This window comes from Bacillus sp. AFS053548 (assembly GCF_002575105.1).
Lineage (GTDB): Bacteria > Bacillota > Bacilli > Bacillales > Bacillaceae_G > Gottfriedia.
Window position 1 is genome coordinate 15,133 of the sequence record NZ_NUHI01000084.1, and the last position, 15,559, is coordinate 30,691.

Consider the following 15,559-nt stretch of genomic DNA (forward strand, 5'->3'; position numbering starts at 1 on the left):
TAAAAAGGCGTGATAAAGCATCATCACGCCCTTTTAAGTTTGAAAAAAAATATTATTTTGTGCCTGTATCTCCGACTGATTGGGCAACTTGAATTAACTCACCTTGAGTTAAGTTTTTAGAAACAATTGTAAAATCTGTTCCACCGTATGACCATGTGATCATCTTATCTGATAAAGCTCCTACCGTTTTACCTAAATCTACTGGTTCACCAGTGATTTCCATCGTTGTTCCAGACTCTGAAATTCGTGCTTTTTCCTCTATTAAAGTAAACGATTTTTTATCACCTTTATATGAAAGTATAACCTGAACACCATTGTCTGTTTTTACTTCTTGTTGATCATCTAACACAACACCCTTCATTAAATAATTAGGGTAAAGTGTAACTAATAAATTAGGATCATTAGTTGGATTTGTAGATGTAGGTACACTTAAACGAGCGCTTGTCATATTTTTCTTCACATCAAAAGCATCATTATCAAACTTCGGATTGTATTGTACTTTATCGAATTTAACATCCAACACAACATTTTTATCTGTATCTAATAGTTTTACTGAATCAGGTGTCAGACCTTTTTTATTAAAAGTAATTTCTTGTGTTGGGAGCAATTGTCTATTTGTGTAATTTGTTTTTGTTTCAAACACATATCCTTGCTTAGTTGTTTTAAACGTTGCATTCTTATCTTGTACTAAGTCATTAACTAATGATTCCGGTAAATATGGCTGACTGCTGTTTGACGGCCAATCACTTTGGAAGCGATAGCTTTTATTTAATGCTGGCGTTAAAACAAACACACCCTCTTTGTTTCTTAAAATAATTTGGTTTTGATCACTCTTAGCATTTTTTAATTGTACGCGGTAGTAAGAAGGCTTTTTATGCCAAATGACTACTTCATACTTTTGAGGATCATTACCATTATTAATCGTTAATGTTGCATCAGCCTTATAGCCATTCATTTTTTCCATCTGATTGCTAAGTGAACCTACAACATCATCTTTCGATTTCTTGCCACATGCAGCCAATGATAGTACTAACATGATTGTCAAAAGCATCGCTACAAGCTTTTTCTTCATCTCCCCAGCTCCTTTATTCCTCTTAAATTGTAAAAAAGAGAATTTTATGCAAAGGCTTATGAATAAATGTGCGCGAGTAGCTTAGAAGTAAAATCTAGATTTATTCATGCACGTTGCAACCTTGCTTCTTATATCCTCATGAAACTATATGAGGTCAAGCTCTAAAATATGCAGACTAGCATGACAAGCTAATTTAAAAAATATAAAGAAAACTCCCTGATTAGCGAGCCTGTTGGTGATGACAATGGTGTAGTTACACTTTTTAATTAATCCTTAAAGTTTAACTACTACGTCGAGTACAAAAAAGAAAAGCCACTCAAAAGAGTGACTGTTTAAAAGGGTATTATATTTGCTGTAAGACCACTTGAGCAGCAGCATAATGTTCAGTATGCGTAATTGATAAAAACGGTATAAACGGCAAATCAACGGTTAAGACAGGCTTACCTTTTTCGTCATTCAAGATTTCAATGTCATGAAATCCTAATTCCTTCCCAATTCCTGTACCAAAAGCTTTTGAACATGCTTCTTTTGCGGCGAATCTTCCTGATAAAAATTCAAGTTTTCTTCGTTCTGATAAGCTTTCGTATATTTCATATTCTGCTTCAGTTAAAATCCTTTTCGCAAACCGTGGCTGCGAGCTTATAATTTCTTTCATTCGTTCAATTTCTACTAAATCTAATCCAATACCTACGATCATATTTTCTCACCCTAACTTTCGAAAACTACGGTTTAAAATAAAAGCTTGAATCATTAATTATTTCAATAGACGGATGAGCTTTCATATCATCCATTAGTTGAAATAGTGCATTATCTTTTTGTTTTGCTTCAATCATACAATCAATTTGCCCAACCGATCCATAAATTTCATTTAAAAATGTAATAAACATGTTAGGATCAACAAAATCAGCATGAGCACGTATGTCCTTCTCATCTCTAGGACTTGATATATGCATTTTCATAGGCAAGCTTGAGGCTTTCCATGTATCGACGGCATAGGCCCAATTTTTTACCCAGTCTTCATCTGTATGATTAACTAGATGATGATGATAGTCAAATACAAGTGGTACTCCTAATTTTTCACAGGCAAATAATGTTTCATCAAACGTAAAGGTAGTATCATCATTTTCAAACATTAGCATTTTTTGAATTTGCGCAGGAACAAGACTAAAATTCTCTATTAATTGTTCCAGTGATTTTTCCTTATCATCATACCCTCCACCAATATGGAGTACACATCGTTGTTCTGTATTAATCTTCATCGCTTTTAAAAGCTGATAATGCATTTTTAAGGTTTTTACTGAGGTTTTTAATAACTCTTCATCAGTTGAGTTCAAGATAACGAAATGATCCGGATGAAAATCAATCCTAATTTCATTTGTAATCGCAAATTTACCTAACTCAAGTAAACTTTCCTTTAATGGCTTTATGTAATTCCAATCTGCAACTTCTTCATGATTTGCTAACGGGATTAATTTACTGCTTAGGCGAAAAAAAGATATATCATGTGCTTTGTTGTGCTTTAGTAGTCTTAGACAGTTATTAATATTAGTTTTAGCAATTTGTTCTAGCTTACGAATCGCCGCATCTTTATCCTTTTGTTTTAAAAACTGAGCAACCGTCATTGTCTTTGATGGTGAGGCGTTTTGTAAATTCATACTCATTGCGACATATCCAAGTCTTACTAACATTTTTATTCCAACTCTCATACGTTTTTAGTTAGTGTATGGAATCTGTCCAAATTCACACAGTTTTTTATATTTAATTGGCAATAAAAAAGGTACATGGAATATTATCCATGCACCTTATCTATTATCTTATTTACTGCTGTCTTGTGGTTTACGTTGTCCACCACGGTTGTTATCGCGAGTTCCTTCGTTACGTTTGCCACGGAAGTTTCCTCCACGGTTGTCACGGTCTCCACGACGTCCATCTCCACGACGATTATCGCTACGACGTCCATCTCCACCGCCACGTTTATTTTCACCACGACGGTATCCACCGCCGCCGCCACCGTTTCCTCCGCGTCCGCCACGGTCACGTTTGACCATTGGTGGCTCATCAGTTAAACGAATTGGTGTTTCATTTGGCTCTTTTGTTAACATTTTTAAAGCTGCAGCTACAACACTTACAGAATCATGCTCTTCAAGTAATTCTTCTGCAATACGTTTGTAGAACGTTAAATTATCACTTTCCATAGTCGAAGTTAATTTTTCTGCAATGATACGTTGTTGACTTTCAATTGCTTCGTCTAATGTAGGTGCAGTCATACGTTCCATACGACGTTTAGTTGTACGTTCGATATTTTTTAATTGATTAAACTCACGAGGAGTAATAAATAACATCGCTATACCTGATTTTCCAGCACGACCTGTACGTCCAATTCGGTGAACATAGCTTTCAGGATCTTGTGGAATATCAAAGTTGTATACATGTGTAACGCCAGAAATATCTAATCCACGAGCTGCTACATCAGTTGCAACTAAAACATCAATTGAACCAGATTTAAATTTACGAAGTACTTGCTCACGTTTCGCTTGTGATAAATCACCATGAATACCTTCTGCAGCATAACCACGTGAGTTTAATGCTTCTGATAATTCATCAACACGACGTTTCGTACGTCCAAAGATAATAGCTAATTCAGGTGTTTGAATATCTAATAAACGTGTAAGAACGTCAAATTTTTTCTTTTCTTGAACTTCAATAAAATGTTGTTCAATGTTCGGCATTGTAACTTCTTTTGCTTGTACCTTAACGATTTGTGGATTTGTCATGAAAGTTTCTGCAATGCGACGAATTGGATCAGGCATAGTTGCAGAGAAAAGAAGTGTTTGTTTATTTTCTGGAACCTCTTTTAAGATCGCTTCAATATCTTCAATGAATCCCATGTTTAACATTTCATCCGCTTCATCTAATACAACTGTATTTACATTGTTTAGGCGAATTGTACGACGGTTAATATGGTCTTGAATACGACCAGGAGTTCCTACAATAATATGTGGGAATTTTTTTAATGAACGCATTTGACGATTAATATCTTGTCCACCGTATATCGGAAGGATTTTTACACCTTTATTCATACCGATTTTGTGTAACTCTTCGCCAACTTGAATAGCTAACTCACGTGTAGGAGCGATAACAAGTCCTTGAACATTGTTACTATCTACATCAATTTTTTCTAGTAATGGAATACCAAAAGCGGCAGTTTTACCAGTACCAGTTTGCGCTTGACCAATTACATCATGGCCTTGTTTTGCTAATGGAATAGTCTGCGCTTGAATTGGAGTAGCTTCCTCGAAGCCTAATTTTTCAATCGCAAACAGGATCTTACTACTTAATCCTAATTCTTGAAATGTTGTCAATTTGGTTAATCTCCTTTGTATCTCAATTGATCTATAAAAATTTAAAATATTATATGTTTCGTGACTGTTCATATGGAAGGTTCGTTTTTAGTGGAAAACAATGTCCGAAGTATCATGAAAAGGAAACAATATCTACCCATTATACGGACATTCTATCTAAAAAGCAAATGAAGTTATATTCTAACAATTTGATTTCCAAATCATATTTTACCCTTATATCATATTTAAATTCGCCATAAAATCATGTTTATAGCCTTCTTCATCCCTTATATTACGAACAGTTTTCATTTGTTAAATTACGCGTATAAAGTTTTCACTCCGTATATTTTAACATGCAAGAAGCGAAGAGCAGAACGAATGAAATAAGGAAAACTTTTAATCCCTACTTCCCTTCTTGATTATATTCTTACCCCTGATTTACTAACGCATTTACAACTTCTTCTAACTTCATTCCCCTAGAACCTTTAACTAATACTAAGTCATTTGGTTGAACTTGTTGTAATAAATCTTCAATTAAATTATTTTTATCTTCGAAGCTTTTTACTCTTGAAGAGTCCATTTGTTCAAAAGCTGACGTTGCTGCAAATTTACTTAATGGTCCAAAAGTATAAAGAAAATCGAAATGAAGATTTACAACTTCTTCTCCAATTTCTTCATGAAAAGCAATTTCTTGATCACCTAATTCTAACATGTCGCCAAATACTACAAATTTTCGATTATAACCCTTTAGTTCCGAAGCAAATAAAAGAGCCGCTTTCATAGATGTAACACTTGCATTATAGGCATCATTAATAACAGTTATTCCATTTTCATTCTTTAATAGTTCCATACGCATTTTTGTCATTTCTAAATTCTGCATTCCAGAACTAATTTCATCCCATGTTAATGAAAACTTTCTCGCAACTGCAATAGCTGCCAATGTATTACTAATATTATGTTTGCCTAGTACGCCCAATTTGAAACGGACATTCTTAGCTTTATTTATTTCAAATTCACTACCAGATTCATTCATTTCAATAAATGTTGGATATACATCATTACTTTCGCTTAAACCAAAAGTTTCGATTGTATAGATTAAGTTTTTATCTTTTGTACCTTCGATTAATAATGGTTCATCGCCATTAATGACCAGTAATCCATTTTTTGATAATCCGCTAGCAATCTCAAGCTTCGCCTTTGCGATCCCAGCTCTTGAGCCTAGTTCCTGCATATGAGACTCACCGATGTTTGTAATGATTGCCGCGTCAGGTTCAGCTAAATTAGACAAAAATTCAATTTCTCCAAAATTGCTCATACCCATTTCTAAGACAGCAACCTCTGTATCTTCTGCCATCGCTAAAACTGTTAACGGAAGTCCGATATGATTATTAAAGTTCCCTTGTGTTTTATGTACTTTATATTTTGCTGAAAGAATGCTAGTTAAAATATCTTTTGTTGATGTTTTCCCATTACTTCCTGTAATACCAACTATTTTACCATTCCACTCACTTAAATATGACTTAGACAGTTTTTGTAAAGCTTCTAATGTATCATCAACTAAGATGACAGATGCGTTTGTTGGTACATTTGAAAACTTTCTAGAACAAAGCACTGCACTTGCACCATTTTCAATTGCTTGAGGTAAAAATTGATGTGCATCGAATTTTTCACCAATCAGAGGTATAAATAATTTTCCATTTAAATCTACACGAGAGTCTGTTGAAACTCCGTTGATTGTTAAATCTTCACCCTTTAATTCGCTACCAGGGATCATGTTAACGATTTGAGATAAAGTACGTACGATTGACATTGTCACCGACTCCTCTTCTATAGCATTTTTCTTCTATTCACATGAAAACACTATTCAACCATGAATAGTGTTTTCAATTGTTAAATATTATATTTAATTTGTTGTTTTTGTTCGTAACGTTCAATTGCTAGGTCTATTAATTTTTCAATTAATTTTGGATATGTTAATCCAGTAGCCTGCCATAATTGAGGATACATACTGAACGGAGTAAATCCAGGCATTGTATTAACTTCATTCATTAATACGCCACCATCTTCTGTTACAAAGAAATCAGCACGAGTTAAGCCTGATCCATCGATTGCTTTGAACGCAACTTCTGCATAATGCTTAATTTTTTCATATGTTTCAGTTTCTACAGGAGCTGGGATAATTAGACCAGTATCGCCACTCTCATATTTTGCAGTATAATCATAAAATTCTACTGATGGTTTGATTTCGCCAACAACAGAACATTCAACTTGATCGTTACCTAATACAGCAATTTCAATTTCACGTCCAATAATATTTTCTTCAATAATTATTTTACGGTCAAATTGGAATGCTTCTTCAAATGAAGCCATTAATGCTTCACGATTTTTAGCTTTCGTAATACCAACACTTGAACCTAAGTTTGCAGGTTTAACAAATACAGGATAGCCTAATTCTTTCTCAACTACTTCATAGCAAGACACTGCATTTGATTTCCACTCTGTTTTTAAGAAATGTACATATTTAGCTTGAGGAATTCCAGCCTGAGCAAATAAGTTTTTCATAAACACTTTATCCATACCAGCCGCTGAAGCTAATACACCATTTCCTACATAAGGGATATTTAATAGCTCAAGTAAACCTTGAACTGTTCCATCTTCACCATTTGGTCCATGTAATAATGGGAAAATAACGTCAACTGGGCCAGTTGAATCTTGATTTGAAGCTGCAGGAATAATTGATGAAGTTAACGCGACAGGAGCGATTTCATTTACATGTTGATCCTCATTTGAGAATTTTAAAGCTGCGACACTTTCTACTTTCCCCTCAATTTGTTTCCCTTGTAACCATTCGCCTTGTTCTGTTATATAAATTGGATACACATCAAATTTTGTGTGATCTAAAGCAGAAATAACGGCAAAAGCTGTTTGTAATGATACTTTGTGTTCAGCAGATTTACCGCCATATAATAATCCTAACTTAATCTTCATGATGTTCCCCCTACTATTTTTTGCTCTCCCTATTGTACCACTTTATACAAATGTGTATAAGCTTTTATGGGTAGAAACCTATTTTTCTTTACAACATATGCAATGATATCTGTTTTGTGATTTCTTTACAACTAAAAAAAGCATAGCTCTACTTAAGCTATACTTAGTTTGTAGACAAGGGTACAAAAACTTGAATTTCAGATTGTCGCATGCGTTATCGGGCAGTTTGACAAGAGAAATAAGCACTACTTAATTGACGAAGAAACAAAGAAACATGCGCCCTGAGAACTATTGCGCTATACCCTGTTGATTATCTCTAATCGCTACTTTTTCATCAAGTGAGCGATACATTATTCCTGATAGTACAACTCCTGTTCCAAGAATTATAAAAAGCCATATTCCAAGTTTTAAATCAAATAAAAATCCACCTAATAAAGGTCCAAGAAATCCACCAATCGTCCATTTCATACTACCAACCGCCATATAGGTCGCTCTTAAATCTTCAGGTGCAATATTCGCCACAAATGTCATTTGAACTGGCGACATGACCATTTCCCCAAATGTGTAGTATATGAAGATAATTGCCAAGAAAAATAGAATCATCCACTTACCTAATCCAACTGTAAGTAATAATGGAGGTGCAAAGCCGATTGATAAAATACCTAAGCCAAATAAAATGGTTCCATAAAACATCGTTTTTCCAATTGAACGATTCGATAAATAACTTGAAATCGGAAATTGCAAAAGAACAACTAACAATCCATTAAGTGACATTAAGAATGGGTAAGGATTCCACATACCATATTGAGATTGAAAGGTTTGTTTAAAATAAAGTGGTAGCATTCCCTCAATTTGTGAGAAACCCATTGAAATAATTACACCTGTTGCTACGTAAAAAATTAATAATTTATCAGATCTAATGATTTTCATAACCTTTTTAAAAGGTATTTTCGTTACTTCATTCTTTTCATTAACATTCTTTTCTGCAGGAAGTGTTTCTTTTAATAGAATTAATTGTGCAATGCTATAAAGCCCTAAAGTGATTGCTGCAATATAAAATAAACTGTCTTTCGAAAAGTAAACAACTGAACTTCCTAATAACGGACCGATTACAGTACCTACATTACTTCCTACCCTTAATAATCCATACGCTTCAGTTCTTTTCTCTGGTTCAGTAACATCAGCTACCATAGCAGAAGCTGCTGGACTAAAGAACGAGTTACTAATACCTAGTAAAATTGATAAAATTAAAAATGCTGTATAGCCCTCTACTAAAGCAAAGGATACTAAAATAAGAGATGTTCCAAGCGTCGAAAAAACCATCATACGTTTTCGACCATATAAATCTGCGAGTCTACCACCAGCCATCGAACCAAATAATGATGCTATAGGTGAAATTGACATAATAAATCCTACCTTTAGCATTGAATCAACTTTTCCTTCTAGGTATAGAGCAAAAAATGGCATAAGCATCATCATTGCACTACTCGTAATCGTTTCTCCAATCACTCGAATCCACACATTACGATCCATACCTTTTAACTTTTTAAAAAAATTCATCCTTTAGCGGCACCTCCTAGTGCATCATAACTTCCTATTTTAATCGTATCGGAAGAATTTTAAGTTTCAAATTACTTTATACATATATCCGATAAAATATGTTATACAAAACAAAAGGGCGTTCAAATTGACTTATCGCCATTTGAACACCCACTCTTTTTTTAACTTTTAAACTTGTTCTTTTGAAGAAATTGAGAACATCAATCCCAAAAAAGTACCTATTAGAAATAAGGTTGAACAAGAGCCCATCAATACTATGCTCACCGTTAGGCTTACGCCCGTATGTAAGAAACCGCTTCCAGTGAAATATAGTAAAAAAAGAATAAGACCAATAAAAAAGGCAATACCAGAATATTGAGTATATGTTTCAACGATTTCATAATCAGTTCGCTTCATAATGATTAACCTCCTGTTTTCATCTTTTTTGTGAATTACAATACCTAATTTGTGACAACTTTGTGACACTTTTATATTAACACACTTATTTCACAATTGTAAATATTTTCAGAAAACTTTTTAGAAAATATTTAGGACAAAATAAAAAACTAATGATTAGGTAAGATCAATCCCATCCTCCTTCTAAATAAACAAACAAATAAACCGAGACGAATAGTCATCTCGGTTCAAATTTTAATTATTTCAATTAGAACGTACTTAGTTAAATATCCTTAGAGTCTATTTAAGAAAGATACTCTTATAATTTCCATAGCCCTCTTCATCCATTTTTTCATACGGAACAAATCTTAATGCCGCAGAGTTTATGCAATAGCGAAGGCCCTCAGGTCCAGGTCCATCATCAAATACATGCCCTAGGTGCGAATCAGCTTCAGAACTTCTGACTTCAATACGCAACATCCCATGGCTGTAATCCTTCTTCTCTTCAATTTCACCCTTTAGTATCGGCTTTGTAAAACTTGGCCATCCACAACCTGAATCAAATTTATCTAATGAACTAAATAAAGGAAATCCTGATACGATATCAACATAAATTCCTTTTTCTTTATGATTCCAGAACTCATTTCTAAATGCTGGTTCAGTTGCATCTTCCTGAGTAACAGCATACTGAATTGGTGTTAGTCTTTGCTTAAGCTCCTCTTGGCCCGTTTTCCAGTGTTCCTTTAAAAATTTTTGACGACCAGATCCTTTAAAGTAAAGCTGGTAACGAACCGGGTGCTTTTTATAATAATGCTGATGATATTCTTCTGCTTCATAAAATGGTTTTGCAGATAAAATTTCAGTCACAATTGGTTTCTTGAAAACGCCACTTTTCTCTAGTTTATCCTTCGAAGCTAAAGCTTGCTCTTTTTGATTTTCATTATGATAAAAAATTGCAGTTTTATATGAACTACCTCGATCATTAAATTGCCCACCTACATCTGTTGGGTCAATTTGTTGCCAAAATAAGTCCAATAATTTCTCATACGGATAGACTTCCGGATCAAATGTAATTTGAACAGCTTCATAATGACCTGTTAAATGAGTGCATACTTCTTCATATGTCGGGTTTTCTTTTTCCCCACCTGTATAGCCTGAAACAACTTTAATAATTCCGTCCTGTTGATCAAACGGTTTTACCATACACCAAAAACATCCACCAGCAAATGTAGCCAATTCTGTGCCCATACCTATACTCCTCCTAAAAATTGTCATTAATTATATTTACCATATCTAATAGCTGATATAAATATTTTTGCTTAAAAAAGCCTAATTGCTAACTTGAAAGAATTAAGATTTGTATGTAAACTTATACGATAATTACATAGGAGGAAATAAGATGTTAGAAGAATTTAAGAAGTTTGCTTTAAAAGGAAATGTACTTGATTTAGCAGTCGGGGTAATTATTGGTGGTGCTTTTGGTAAGATCGTATCTTCATTAGTTGGAGATATAATGATGCCAATTTTTGCACTTATCGTAGGAAAACGAAACTTTACTGCTTGGCATTATCATGAAATTAAATATGGCTCATTCATCCAAACAGTAGTCGACTTCCTAATCATCTCAATCTCAGTATTTTTCTTTGTTCGATTAATTAATAGACTTTCATTTAGAAAGAAAGAAGCAGAAGAAACAAAACCTGTTGTTCCTACTAAAGAAGAAGCTCTACTTATTGAAATACGTGATTTACTAAAAGAACAGGTTTCAAATCAAAAAGGTATAAGCTAAAAGCTTATACCTTTTGATTTTCCCGTAAAAAAATATAAAAAACCTCGTACTATACTAAATATAATACGAGGTTAATAAACTATTAGAATTTTCCATAGCCTAAGAAGTGAGAACGAACCCAGCTATTACTTAAGCTGATTACGCTGATCCCTTTACTTCCAGCATGAACCATTTTATTTCCACCAATATAAATACCCATATGTGAAGGACCATTAATATAAGTATTTTGTAAGAATACTAGGTCACCAGGTTGTGGAGAGCTGATTTTTGTAGCATTACTCCAATATGTTTTTACATTTCCACGAGAGATGCCATATCCATTATGTGAATATACATACCAGATGAAACCACTGCAATCAAAACCGCTTGGAGACGTTCCACCAAATACATAAGGTACACCTTGGAATTGTAAAGCATAGTCTACAAGTGAGTTTCCAGTTGCTGCTGGACCATCATTATTTGAACCTGAATCAGGTTTTGTATTTGAATTTGAACTAGAATTTGAATTCGACTTCGAATCAGTATTTGAACTAGATTTAGTAGTTGGAGTGCTAACGCTATCATCTTCATCATCATCGCTAGATAAAGCAGCTAGCTCAAGAGATTGTTGCTCTAGACGTTGAACTCTTTCATCTTCTTTTGCATTCTCTAGTTCTTTAACAGCTAACTTTAAGTTAGCTTCAGCAGTATTTAATGATTTTTGTTTATCAGCTTGTGATTTTGAAAGTTCACTTTGTTGAGCAACTAGATCTTCTTTTGCTGTTACTAAAGATTCTTTTTTCTCATCAACAAGTTGTTTTTCTTTTAATACTTCTGCTTGTTCAGACTTTTGTTCTTTAATAATATTTTCATCAGCATCAAAAAGTGTTGAAATTGAGTTTACACGATTAAAGAAATCTACGATTGAGTCTGAATTAAATAAAACGTCTGTTACTAGATTAACTTTTGGTTGCTTTTGCATTGCAACTAAACGATCCTCTAATAAATCGTTACGTTTTTGAATTCTGTCTTGTAAATATGTAATTCTCGCTTTTTTATCTTTAATAATTTCTTCTGTTTCAGAAATTTCTGCTTTTTTTGCTTCTATGTTTTGCTTAGTTGTTTTAATTTGTTGATCTATTTTCTCTATCTCGTTGCTTAATTCTTTAAATTGTGATTGGAACTTATCTACTTCAGCTTGCTTTTTCTCAACTTTGCTATCAGCTAATACTGAAGCATTTGGCGCTAATGATAATACTATTGTACTTGCCATCGCCAGCACTGCTAGTTTTTTTCTTAACATTTCAGCGTTTCTCCTCTCGCTAATCTACGTAAATATTTATACCATAGATTCCCGAAGAGAGTCGCAATTGTTACAATATTGTAATATAAATGATAAATATGTCTTTATATGTCGATAAATTATCATCTTTTATTAAAGAAAACGAAATAAAACACTTCTATATTAGATAGAAGTGTCAGTAACTGAGACAAATAACACAAAAACGTTATCTATCTACTAGAGTTTTCGATGTAAATTCTGTCATTTCGAACTAAGTCTTCATATGTTTCTCGACGAACTACTTCTCTTGAAACACCATCTTTAACAAATACTACTGCTGGACGACGGATACGGTTATAATTATTAGCCATTGAATAGCCATATGCACCAGTGCAAGATACAGCTAATACATCATTGTTTTGTACAACAGGTAAGTTACAATCCCAAATTAGCATATCGCCACTTTCACAGCATTTACCAGCAATCGATACAACTTCTTTATTCTCATCATTTGCTCGATTTGCAAGCATCGCTTCATATTTTGATCCGTATAGTGCAGGACGAATATTATCAGTCATTCCCCCGTCAACAGATACATATTTACGAATTGAAGGAAGAGTTTTTGTTGAACCAATCGTATAAAGTGTTGTTCCAGCTTCACCAACAATACTGCGTCCAGGCTCTAACCATAATTCTGGTAGTTTGTAGTCTAGCTCTTCACATTGTTGTTTAATAATAGTAGTAATTTTTTCTATATGTTTAGCAACAGCTAAAGGCTCATCTTCTGAAGTATAGCGAATACCAAAGCCTCCACCTACATTTAATATTTCAGCTGTAAAACCTAAATCGTTTTTAAGTCCATTTAAAAAGCTCATTAATACATTGATTGCATGAACAAATCCATCTGGTTCGAAAATTTGAGATCCTATATGCGAATGTACTCCTAATAACTTTAGGTTAGTTGAATTTAAAGAAACTTCCACTGCTTCATTAGCCTGACCAGACATAATATCGAATCCGAATTTAGAGTCTTCTTGGCCCGTCATTACATATTCATGTGTATGTGCTTCAACACCTGGCGTAACACGTAATAAGATTAATACTTCTTCATTACGTTGCTCAGCTAAGGCCTGTAATACTTCTAGCTCAAAGAAATTATCGACTACAAAACAACCGATTTTTGCATTTAAAGCTTCTTCAATTTCTTCAATTGTTTTGTTGTTTCCGTGAAAGTGAATTTTCTCAGCTGGATAACCTGCTTGCAAAGCTGTATATAACTCTCCACCAGAAACAACATCTAGACATAGACCTTCTCTTTCTATTAAGCGGGCTTGTTCAACACATAGAAACGCTTTACTCGCGTAAGCAACCTGATATTTCATTCCGGTTTCTCTTAAAGCTTCATGGAATTCCCTACATTTTGATTCAATTAATGCTTCGTCATAAATGTATAGAGGGGTACCGTATTTTTTTACTAAATCTACAGTATCACAACCTCCGATTTCTAAATGTCCATCATTATTAATTCGACTATTACCATGTAAATACATTCGTATTCTCCCTTCAAATCAAATGTAAGATCATTCTAAGAAGCTTCCTTCAATGTATTAGTGTATTAAAAAAGACACATGAAGGATATGTTCATGTGCCTATCGCTTTTTAAAAAGGACTTAGCCAATCACATCTCTTCAATAGCTCTTCACAAACACATGTGACAGTACTACATTTATTAAATGTAGTCCCAGAAATAAAATGTGTGGCAATTTATTTCTTCGGCATAGGATCCTTTCTCATTTTGTCATAAAACCCACAGTTCTCTAAAATGATACTCATATACAATGCAACCTCTACGAATAGACTGTTATTTTTTATATTAGTCTATGTATAACACAGTCTAAAAATAGATGTCAAACCATTTTTAAATTATTTGTCGATTTATATTCACTGGCACACACAGCTTTTGCTTCCCAAAAATAGTATTTATAATATAGAATATGTTTTATGCGAGAGAAAAGGTGATTCAAAAATGAAAAAACATTTCAATAAATATAAATTAAATCTAAAAAAAACAAACCACTAACAAATTGTTAGTGGTTTTTCTTTTTTGTTGCCTTATTACAAAACTCTTAACTTAAGTAGAAAAAATTGGACAGGGGTGAATAGATTGCATTCAAGCAAAATAGCAGTACTTTCAATATGTAGTAACACATTCATCGTTTTATTAAAATTAATTGTCGGGATATTTACTGGTTCCGTAGCAATTATCTCTGAAGCAATTCATTCTTTATTGGATTTAGTTGCTTCGGTCATTGCATTTTTCTCTGTAAGGATTTCAAACAGACCGCCCGATAAGGAACATCCTTATGGTCATGGTAAGTTTGAAAATATTTCAGGTACGGTCGAAACAATCTTAATATTTGTAGCTGGTATCTGGATCATTATTGAATCTGTTGAAAAGCTACTTCATCCTACCCCAATTAAAATGCCAATTATCGGTGTAGTCGTCATGTTAATTGGAGCTTTAATCAATTGGAGAGTAGGAAAAATCGTTCAAAAAGTAGGAAATGATACTCATTCTGTTGCAATGCAATCAAATGCTTTGCACTTATTAACAGACGTTTATTCATCACTCGGAGTTGCAGTAAGTTTAATTTTAGTAAGCCTCACTGGTTGGGGATTTCTCGATGCATTGATCGGAATTGGAATCGCAATTTATATCATGAAAGAATCAATCGAACTCGGGTATAAGTCGTTTACCCCCCTACTTGATACTGGGCTTTCTACAGATGAATTAAAACAAATCGAAAATGTATTATATTCTTTTAAATCCCAATTTATCGAATACCATGACTTACGCACGAGACGTTCGGGTGCTGAGGAGCATATAGATTTCCATTTAGTATTACCATCTCACATGAGCATTGAAGAAGCCCATTTACTATGTGATAAAATAGAAAACGAAATAAAAAAGGTTTTAGTAGATCCTAAAATATTAATTCATGTCGAACCAGAAAATGAAAGAATACAAAAACTTAATATTTTAAATGCAAGACCAAGAGAAGATCAGGAATTGCAAGGAGTCGGAAATTCATTTAAGGGATAAATGGAAATCAGTAAAAAAACCCCACAAGAATTTTATAACTTGTGGGGTTCATTCTATTTAAAGGACTTTT

General features: G+C 33.7%; 13 protein-coding genes and 1 riboswitch. Of the genes, 2 read left to right on the forward strand and 11 right to left on the reverse strand.

From position 1 onward, the window contains the following. Positions 1-52 precede the first annotated feature (52 nt). The 9 genes from CN946_RS21510 to msrA form a co-directional block, all read right to left on the reverse strand. Entirely contained in the window at positions 53-1,072 is a 1,020-nt protein-coding gene (locus CN946_RS21510) for a LolA family protein (RefSeq protein WP_098862921.1), read from the reverse strand. Between the two features lie 343 nt (positions 1,073-1,415). Beyond that, entirely contained in the window at positions 1,416-1,769 is a 354-nt protein-coding gene (gene acpS / locus CN946_RS21515; RefSeq protein ID WP_098862922.1) for a holo-ACP synthase, read from the reverse strand. A gap of 25 nt (positions 1,770-1,794) precedes the next feature. After that, positions 1,795-2,760, reverse strand: coding sequence for a UV DNA damage repair endonuclease UvsE (uvsE, locus tag CN946_RS21520; protein ID WP_098862923.1), 966 nt, complete (start codon positions 2,758-2,760; stop codon positions 1,795-1,797). Between the two features lie 126 nt (positions 2,761-2,886). Next, a complete protein-coding gene (gene cshA / locus CN946_RS21525) occupies positions 2,887-4,434 on the reverse strand; it encodes a degradosome RNA helicase CshA (protein WP_098862924.1) in 1,548 nt (515 codons plus the stop codon). A gap of 406 nt (positions 4,435-4,840) precedes the next feature. Next, positions 4,841-6,223 (reverse strand): UDP-N-acetylmuramoyl-tripeptide--D-alanyl-D-alanine ligase, encoded by a 1,383-nt coding sequence (locus CN946_RS21530; RefSeq protein WP_098862925.1) that lies wholly within the window; start codon positions 6,221-6,223, stop codon positions 4,841-4,843. Between the two features lie 80 nt (positions 6,224-6,303). Next, on the reverse strand, positions 6,304-7,404 hold the full coding sequence (locus CN946_RS21535) for a D-alanine--D-alanine ligase (RefSeq protein ID WP_141546962.1): 1,101 nt from the start codon (positions 7,402-7,404) through the stop codon (positions 6,304-6,306). A 285-nt stretch (positions 7,405-7,689) separates the two neighbouring features. Continuing rightward, positions 7,690-8,961, reverse strand: a complete 1,272-nt coding sequence (locus tag CN946_RS21540) for an MDR family MFS transporter (protein WP_098862927.1) — start codon at positions 8,959-8,961, stop codon at positions 7,690-7,692. A gap of 168 nt (positions 8,962-9,129) precedes the next feature. Next, the gene (locus CN946_RS21545) at positions 9,130-9,357 is read right to left on the reverse strand and encodes a hypothetical protein (RefSeq protein WP_098862928.1); all 228 of its coding nucleotides are present in this window, start codon (positions 9,355-9,357) and stop codon (positions 9,130-9,132) included. A 279-nt stretch (positions 9,358-9,636) separates the two neighbouring features. Continuing rightward, the gene (gene msrA, locus CN946_RS21550) at positions 9,637-10,584 is read right to left on the reverse strand and encodes a peptide-methionine (S)-S-oxide reductase MsrA (RefSeq protein ID WP_286134019.1); all 948 of its coding nucleotides are present in this window, start codon (positions 10,582-10,584) and stop codon (positions 9,637-9,639) included. Between the two features lie 151 nt (positions 10,585-10,735). Between msrA and mscL the strand changes: the two genes are divergently transcribed. Continuing rightward, on the forward strand, positions 10,736-11,125 hold the full coding sequence (gene mscL, locus CN946_RS21555) for a large-conductance mechanosensitive channel protein MscL (protein WP_098862930.1): 390 nt from the start codon (positions 10,736-10,738) through the stop codon (positions 11,123-11,125). Positions 11,126-11,207: 82 nt separating this feature from the next. On the opposite strand, the gene CN946_RS21560 is transcribed toward mscL, so the two are convergent. Both CN946_RS21560 and lysA read right to left on the reverse strand, forming a co-directional pair. After that, the gene (locus tag CN946_RS21560; RefSeq protein WP_098862931.1) at positions 11,208-12,407 is read right to left on the reverse strand and encodes a C40 family peptidase; all 1,200 of its coding nucleotides are present in this window, start codon (positions 12,405-12,407) and stop codon (positions 11,208-11,210) included. A 209-nt stretch (positions 12,408-12,616) separates the two neighbouring features. After that, positions 12,617-13,936 (reverse strand): diaminopimelate decarboxylase, encoded by a 1,320-nt coding sequence (lysA, locus tag CN946_RS21565; protein ID WP_098862932.1) that lies wholly within the window; start codon positions 13,934-13,936, stop codon positions 12,617-12,619. A 134-nt stretch (positions 13,937-14,070) separates the two neighbouring features. Further along, positions 14,071-14,244: riboswitch (Lysine riboswitch) on the reverse strand. 306 nt (positions 14,245-14,550) lie between these two features. Between lysA and CN946_RS21570 the strand changes: the two genes are divergently transcribed. Next, positions 14,551-15,489, forward strand: coding sequence for a cation diffusion facilitator family transporter (locus tag CN946_RS21570; protein ID WP_098862933.1), 939 nt, complete (start codon positions 14,551-14,553; stop codon positions 15,487-15,489). The last annotated feature ends 70 nt before the right edge of the window (positions 15,490-15,559 follow it).